A 960-nucleotide genomic window follows, 5' to 3' on the forward strand; every position below is an offset into this window, starting at 1 on the left:
TGCTGCCTGGTGGAGGTGTCCGTGGCCGTTGTGCCGCTGCTCGATGGGCTGCTGCCTGGTGGAGGTGTCCGTGGCCGTTGTGCCGCTGCTCGATGGGCTGCTGCCTGGTGGAGGTGTCCGTGGCCGTGGTGTCGCTGCTCGGTGTGCTGTCGCCTGGTGGAGCTGGCCGTGGCCGTGGTGTCGTTGCTCGGTGTGCTGCCGCCTGGCGGAGCTGGCCGTGGCCGTGGTGTCGTTGCTCGGTGTGCTGCCGCCTGGCGGAGCTGGCCGTGGCCGTTGTGCCGCTGCTCGGCGCGCTGTCGCCTGGTAGCGAAGGCCAGGCCGTGGTGTCGCTGTTCAATGCGCTTGCGCCGGCCCAGCTGACAGCCGTTGTGCCGTTGCTCGGGATGCTGTCGCCTGGTGGTGGAAGGGGCCGTGATGTAGCTGTTCGACCCGCTGCTGTCTGGTGGTTATGGCCGGGTACGTTGTTCCGCCGCTCGGTGCGCTTGCGCCGGCCCAGCTGGCGGCCGTTGTGCCGTTGCTCGGTGTGCTGTCGCCTGGTGGCGAAGGCCAGGCCGTGGTGTCGCTGCTCAATGCGCTTGCGCCGGCCCAGCTGGCGGCCGTGCTGCCACTGCTCGTTGAGCTGCTACCTGGTGGAGCTGGCCATGGCCGTTGTGCCGCTGCTCGATGCGTTGCTGCCTGGTGGAGGTGTCCGTGGCCGTTGTGCCGCTGCTCGGCGCGCTGCTGACCGGCGGAGCTGGCCGGGGCTGTGATGCCGCTGCTCGGTGTGCTTGCGCCGTGTGCTGCTGCCTGGTGGAGCTGGCCGTGGCCGTGGTGTCGCTGCTCGGTGTGCTGTCGCCTGGTGGAGCTGGCCGTGGCCGTGGTGTCGCTGCTCGGTGTGCTGCTGCCTGGTGAAGGTGTCCGTGGCCGTGATTCCGCTGCTCGGTGTGCTGCTGCCTGGTGGAGGTGTCCGTGGCCGTGATT

General features: G+C 69.8%; 3 protein-coding genes. All 3 read left to right on the forward strand.

The window, feature by feature from the left end; translation table 11 throughout:
• A partial coding sequence (locus GM655_RS22505) for a hypothetical protein (protein WP_229632705.1) occupies nt 1-307 on the forward strand: 307 nt, incomplete at its 5' end.
• A gap of 141 nt (nt 308-448) precedes the next feature.
• Complete coding sequence (locus GM655_RS22510) at nt 449-724, forward strand: hypothetical protein (protein ID WP_155436890.1); 276 nt, start codon at nt 449-451, stop codon at nt 722-724.
• Complete coding sequence (locus GM655_RS22515) at nt 691-891, forward strand: hypothetical protein (RefSeq protein WP_155436891.1); 201 nt, start codon at nt 691-693, stop codon at nt 889-891. The genes GM655_RS22510 and GM655_RS22515 overlap by 34 nt, the downstream gene beginning before the upstream one ends.
• Nucleotides 892-960 lie beyond the last annotated feature (69 nt).

Origin of the sequence: Pseudoduganella danionis (genome assembly GCF_009720775.1) — a bacterium.
GTDB classification, from domain to species: Bacteria; Pseudomonadota; Gammaproteobacteria; order Burkholderiales; family Burkholderiaceae_D; genus Rugamonas; species Rugamonas danionis.

Excerpts from the sequence above, each read along its gene's own strand:
- GM655_RS22510 (WP_155436890.1), top strand. The coding sequence starts at position 449 with ATGGCCGGGTACGTTGTTCCGCCGCTCGGTGCGCTTGCGCCGGCCCAG.